At 42.4% G+C, this 6,407-nt stretch carries 6 protein-coding genes; 5 read left to right on the plus strand and 1 reads right to left on the minus strand.

The window, feature by feature from the left end:
- Nucleotides 1–8: 8 nt before the first annotated feature.
- Entirely contained in the window at nt 9–704 is a 696-nt protein-coding gene (locus tag DW640_RS17315; protein ID WP_016267442.1) for a response regulator transcription factor, read from the plus strand.
- A gap of 202 nt (nt 705–906) precedes the next feature.
- Nucleotides 907–1,443, plus strand: coding sequence for a hypothetical protein (locus tag DW640_RS17320; RefSeq protein WP_008761403.1), 537 nt, complete (start codon nt 907–909; stop codon nt 1,441–1,443).
- Nucleotides 1,444–1,593: 150 nt separating this feature from the next.
- On the opposite strand, the gene DW640_RS17325 is transcribed toward DW640_RS17320, so the two are convergent.
- Nucleotides 1,594–2,610, minus strand: coding sequence for an SDR family oxidoreductase (locus tag DW640_RS17325; protein WP_117578753.1), 1,017 nt, complete (start codon nt 2,608–2,610; stop codon nt 1,594–1,596).
- 248 nt (nt 2,611–2,858) lie between these two features.
- Between DW640_RS17325 and DW640_RS17330 the strand changes: the two genes are divergently transcribed.
- The 3 genes from DW640_RS17330 to DW640_RS17340 all read left to right on the plus strand — a co-directional run bounded on the left by DW640_RS17330 (nt 2,859) and on the right by DW640_RS17340 (nt 6,226).
- Nucleotides 2,859–3,761 (plus strand): AraC family transcriptional regulator, encoded by a 903-nt coding sequence (locus DW640_RS17330; RefSeq protein WP_048695516.1) that lies wholly within the window; start codon nt 2,859–2,861, stop codon nt 3,759–3,761.
- 34 nt (nt 3,762–3,795) lie between these two features.
- Nucleotides 3,796–4,695 carry an AraC family transcriptional regulator gene (locus DW640_RS17335; protein ID WP_048695520.1) on the plus strand — a complete coding sequence of 300 codons (900 nt, stop codon included), beginning with the start codon at nt 3,796–3,798 and terminating at the stop codon, nt 4,693–4,695.
- Nucleotides 4,696–5,044: 349 nt separating this feature from the next.
- A complete protein-coding gene (locus DW640_RS17340) occupies nt 5,045–6,226 on the plus strand; it encodes a clostripain-related cysteine peptidase (RefSeq protein ID WP_117578754.1) in 1,182 nt (393 codons plus the stop codon).
- Nucleotides 6,227–6,407 lie beyond the last annotated feature (181 nt).

Genomic DNA, 6,407 nt, shown 5'->3' on the forward strand with positions numbered 1-6,407 from the left:
TCAAAAACATGAGCAAAAACGACATTACAGTATTGTTGGTGGAAGACGAACTGACACTCGCCATGATTATCAAAGATACGCTCGAGGAAAACGGTTTTACCATCCATACCGCCTCCGACGGCGAAGAAGGATTGCATCTTTTCTTTGAACTTCGACCGGACGTGCTGGTGGCCGATGTGATGATGCCCAAAATGGACGGCTTCGAAATGGTACGCCGCATCCGGCAGACGGACAAGCAGACACCTGTACTGTTTCTGACTGCCCGTTCGGCCATCAACGATGTAGTAGAAGGATTCGAACTCGGAGCAAACGATTATCTGAAAAAACCTTTCGGCATGCAGGAACTGATCATACGTATCAAGGCGCTGATGGGAAAAGCGTTCAGCTTCACGGAGACAAAGGTATCCAGCCGTTTTGAGATAGGAAGTTATCTGTTCGATCCGGTCGCGCAGACATTGCTGCATGCCGGAGTGAGACAGGAACTCTCCCACCGCGAGTCGGAAATACTGAAACGGCTTTGTGAGAACCGGAATCAGGTGGTCAATACGCAGGACGTTCTGCTGGAACTTTGGGGAGATGACAGTTTCTTCAATTCCCGGAGTCTGCATGTGTTCATCACGAAACTGCGGCATAAGTTGTCGCAGGATGAGCAAATACGTATCGTCAATGTGCGGGGAATCGGCTATAAACTCATTGCAAACTAAGCTCTAAAATAGTGTCACTATCCTACTGGTATAGTGTCACTATCCCCACAGGATACTTACACTATCTTAGTGGGATAGTGACACCATCCCGACGAGACAGTGGCACACTCCTTTTTAAAGGATTTTTCTCTAAGAAAACATAACGGAAGCAGGCAGTCAGACTAAAAATCTCTATCTTTGTCATCAATCAACCTTTACGAAGATGAGAAAACTGATTCTATTTCTTTCGCTGATATTATCGGTCGGTTTTGCATCCGCACAGTCGGAAGTTCCTTCCGATAGTATTCGTCGTGCTCCGTCGAGCAATATAAAGGAATTCGGTGGCTTCCTGCTCGATATGGGATTAATGAATGTGGCCCCTCCCAAACTTCCGAAATTCAGTCTCGATGTACCGGATGTAAGTAAAGACTATAATCAGATATTCCGTCTGAATACAGACGCGACCTATACGCAGGGATTCACCGACGCATTTTCTTCCCCTTTCTCCGGTTTCGGATATGGGTATGGCTGGGGATTGTCGTCTTCACCGCAGTTCATGCAGATGGGTACCTTCAAACTGAAAAACGGATGGAAAATCAATACATACGGAGACTATGACAAAGACGGATGGAAAGTGCCCAACCGTAGTGCCATGCCTTGGGAGAAGAATAATTTCCGGGGAGCATTCGAACTGAAGTCCTCCAATGGTAATTTCGGTATCCGGATCGAGGTTCAGCAGGGACGGAACGGTCTTTATTAACTACGCTACTCATTATGATCGACTTGTTTCGGCTATTAGCATATTCTGATTAGCTATTAGCATAATCCGATTAGCTAATAGCTAATCAGGATATGCTAATAGGATATTTCAATCATCAATAACAAGATGAGCCACTTATTCAGCTAACGTTTATTCTGCTTCAAAAGCTCTGTCTGCCGCAGCCATCGCATCGGCTACACGGTCGCACCATGAATCGAACTCCGGATCAGGAGTCTGTGTTTCGGGGTGCGAAAGCATATATTGCACTGACTGCCTTAAACCATCCGCCATCGAAGTTGTACAGATAAAGTCCGGCACAAGGCGTTTTATTTTCGAATTATCAAAGACTACCGTTGCGGCTTTATCCCCCAACAGTTCGCCCCGAAAGTCATAGTTCCCGCCATGTCTCGCAAGAAAATCGGAAGCCACATGAAGTGCGTTCAGAGGTTTCCCCAGCGCATCGGCAATGGTTTGATAAATCTGATTCCAAGTCATACTCTCATCTGTGGTGATATGGAAGGCATTCCCGATGGCATGAGGGTTAGCCATCAGTCCTACATATCCTTTGGCAAAATCTTTGGAATGTGTCAGTGTCCACAAGGAACTTCCGTCACCGGGGATAATAACCGGTTTCCCGTCAAGGATACGTTTAAGTATCTGCCAGTTCCCCTTATTTCCATGCAGGCTTACAGGAGGTTTCGTTCCATTATACGTATGGCTGGGACGGACAATCGTAATCGGGAAACCGCTGGTACGGTATGCTGTCATCAACACTTCTTCGGCGGCAATCTTATGCCGTGAATATTGCCAGTAAGGATTCACTAAAGGGGTACTTTCCGTAATACGGTAATCAGCCAACGGTTTTTGGTAGGCGGATGCACTGCTGATAAAAATATATTGTTTCGTCTTATTACGGAACAGACGGATATCACGTTCTACATCTTCTGCTGTGTAAGCGATGAACTGAGCTACGACATCATAACTTTCATCTGCAATAGCTTTCGCCACAGCTTCCTCATCGTGAATGTCGGCAATGATACTGCCCACACCTTCCGGCAGTTTTTTTGAGCCCCGGTTAAGCAATGTTATCTCCCACCCTCTCTGTTGAGCCAATTCTACTACATCGGTACTAATCGTACCGGTTCCTCCAATGAATAATGCTTTCATAAAACAAGTCTTTTTAAATTCGCAGGAACAAATATATTAATTCTACTATTCACATCCCTTGATTATCCCGTTTTTTTGTTTCCGACACGCTGATATTTAGCTGGAAAAAGTGAGTTTGCCTCCTACTGCCCGCCAGCATTGTATACAAATTACTGAATCTTATACCCAAATTACTGTTTTGCAAATCCGGAATGAGAAAGATACATTTAAAAGCTTTATCTTTGTGACAGATCAAAACTGTAAGCCGTATGGAAGAAATAACAAAAATTGAAAGCATTGACCAGTATGACCAACTGTTCGGACTAGAGACCTTGCACCCGCTGGTAAACGTGATCGACTTTTCGAAAGCGACAAAGACGGTAGACTACTATCGTATGAATATCGGATTCTACTCTCTGTTTCTGAAAGACGCAAAATGTGGCGATCTCAGATATGGACGGAAGTATTATGACTATCAGGAAGGAACCGTTGTCTGCATGGCTCCGGGACAGGTTATCGGGATAGATAACCGCAAGCAGACACCAATTCGTACAAAATCTATCGGTCTTTTATTTCATCCCGATTTAATCCGGGGAACTTCTTTAGGGCAGAACATCAAACACTATAATTTCTTCTCTTACGAAGTGAATGAAGCACTGCATCTCTCCGAACAGGAAAGGGAAATCGTGACCGACTGTATCCACAAAATACAAATCGAACTGGAACATGCCATCGACAAACACAGCAAGCAGCTCATTGTCCGCAATATAGAACTATTGCTCGACTATTGCATGCGCTTCTACGAACGGCAATTCATCACCCGTAATCAGGCGAATAAAGATATCATCGTGAAGTTCGAACAGTTATTGGACGAGTATTTTCAGAATCAGACTGCACTTACCGAAGGACTTCCTTCTGTAAAATACTTTGCGGACAAAGTCTGCCTTTCTTCCAATTACTTCGGAGACCTGATCAAGAAAGAAACAGGAAAAACGGCACAGGAATATATCCAGCACCGGATCATAGAACTTGCCAAGGAACGGATATTAGAAGGCAGCCAGACGGTCAGCCAGATTGCGTATGAACTGGGGTTCCAGTATCCGCAGCATTTCAGCCGGTTGTTCAAAAAGAATGTCGGATGTACGCCAAACGAATATAAGCAACAGAACTAAAAACAGCTCCACTAATCAGGATATTAGTTACGTCATGGGAGATAAAGTACTTAAGATAGGAAGTGTGCATCAATGTAATTGCTGCATGGGGAGTAAGACGCTGCACCCTCTGGTCAGTGTCATCGACCTTTCAAAAGCCGATTTATCCTCCCATACGGATTTCAAATTCGGATTTTACACGATTCTGTTGAGCGAATGCAAATGTGAAGCCTACAGATACGGACATCAATACTACGACTTCTCGGACGGGACACTTCTCTGTCTGACTCCCGGCGAGTCAATCAGTATGAAGGATAGTGACAACACATGTCCTTCCAAAGGATGGATACTGGCGTTTCATCCCGACTTGATCTGCGGCACTGTGCTTGGAGCGAACATTCGTGACTATACTTTCTTCTCTTATCGTCCCGAAGAAGCACTGCATGTTTCATTACGTGAAAAGCAGGTCATACTAGAACTTCTGGATAAAATAAATGAAGAATTGCAACGCTGTATCGACTGCTATAGTCAGAAGATCATTTCCAAATACATCGAACTACTGCTTGATTATTGCGAACGCTTCTACGAACGCCAGTTCATCACACGCAATGAGGCTAACAAAAAGATTATCGAACGGTTTGACCGTCTTTTGGATGATCATTTCAATACTATACAAAGTCAGTCCTCCGATCTTCCCACTATTGAGGAGTGCGTCAGAGTACTTCGTCTTTCTCCCGCATATTTCAATGATTTGCTGGAATATGAAACGGGGAAATCGTACAAAGAATATCTTCAGTTCAAGCGTTTCGAGATAGCTAAAGAGTGGTTGATAAATACAGATAAAACACTCAGCCAGATAGCGCAGGAACTCGGTTTCCGGAATCCGCAATATTTCAGCCGCCTGTTTAAGAAGATCACCGGTTGTTTGCCGAATGATTTCAAGATGCCTAACTGACTTTTCTCTTAATAAAAATAGAATTAAGAATTCAAATTCTTAATCAATGTTATAAAACATACTATTTTTCTTGGATAATTTGCAAAGTTCACAGAAGTCCGTATCTTTGCAATGTGTTTTTCATAGTATTAGATTTAAGGTTAACAAAGGTTGGAGCAAGGCGTTGCTCCTTTTTTTATGTCCATACGTGAGCTATTGGACTTTCGTATATAGTAGAATTACATTATTTTTCAGTAGATTTGCAGTAACACTTGAAAAGGATACATTCAGATTATATTCTGAATATATAAATCAAAAAGTGCTCTTTTTACGTTATATATCAAGAAGTAACTTTAATCCTGACAAAACAATGAAGACAGAGCGGAAATATCACCATTTGATTAAATCAGTTATCATCGTACTATTCCTTTCTTTTGGCATGACTTCGTGCGAAAAGGAAGAGCCAGTTCCGGTACCTACAGAACAAACGGTATTCATGTATCTCCCCTGGTCTGATAATCTCACATCCAATTTCTATCAGAACATCAGCGACCTTGAAAGTGTAGTTGAAAAGAATATCTTGAAGGATGAACGGATAATCATTTTCATGTGTACCACAGCAACGAAAGCCACTCTTTTTGAACTCGCTTATGAGAATGGCAAGAGTGTGCATAAAACTCTAAAGAACTATACAGATCCTGCATATACCACAGCAGAAGGTATCACATCCATCCTAAATGATGTGCAACGCTACTCTCCCACCAAACGCTATTCGATGGTTATCGGCTGTCATGGCATGGGATGGATACCCGTATCAAATTCTAAATCACGTAGCGGTCTTCGTACCAAAATGCACTGGGAATACGAAAATGTACCAATGACACGCTACTTCGGAGGATTAAATGCCCAATATCAGACTGATATAACCACACTTGCCAAAGGAATATCCAATGCCGGACTTAAAATGGAATATATACTCTTTGACGACTGCTATATGTCAAGCATTGAAGTAGCCTACGCTCTCAAAGATGTGACTGATTATCTGATAGGATCTACAAGTGAAGTGATGGCGTATGGTATGCCATACGCCGAGATAGGTCAGTATCTAATTGGGAAAGTAGATTATGCCGGTATCTGTGACGGTTTTTACTCTTTTTATTCCACTTATAGCACACCCTGCGGAACAATCGCTATCACTGATTGCTCAGAACTTGATAACCTGGCAACTATTATGAAAGAAATTAATCATCGATATACTTTTGATCCTTCACTAACCAGTTCTTTACAGAGACTGGACGGATATTATCCGGTTATCTTCTTTGACTATGGTGACTATGTTTCAAAATTATGCCCTGATGAAACTCTAGTGGCACGATTCAACGAACAGCTCAATCGTACGGTGCCATTCAAAAGAAATACAGAATATTTCTATTCGATGAGCAGAGGAGAAGTGAAAATCAATACCTTCTCCGGTATTACAATCTCCGATCCCAGTACGCACTCGCTGGCCTCAAAAAAAGAAGAAACAGCATGGTATGCAGCTACTCACTAGGAACAAGAGATAAGATCAGGAAATCTCTTAATAAAAATAGAATCGAGAATTCAAATTCTTAATCAATGTTATAAAACATACTATTTTTCTTGGATAATTTGCAAAGTTCGCAGAAGTCCGTATCTTTGCAATGTGTTTTTCATAGTATTAGATTTAAGGTTAACAAAGGTTGGAGCAAGGC

The organism is Bacteroides sp. AM23-12 (genome assembly GCF_003434395.1).
Classification (GTDB): domain Bacteria; phylum Bacteroidota; class Bacteroidia; order Bacteroidales; family Bacteroidaceae; genus Bacteroides; species Bacteroides thetaiotaomicron.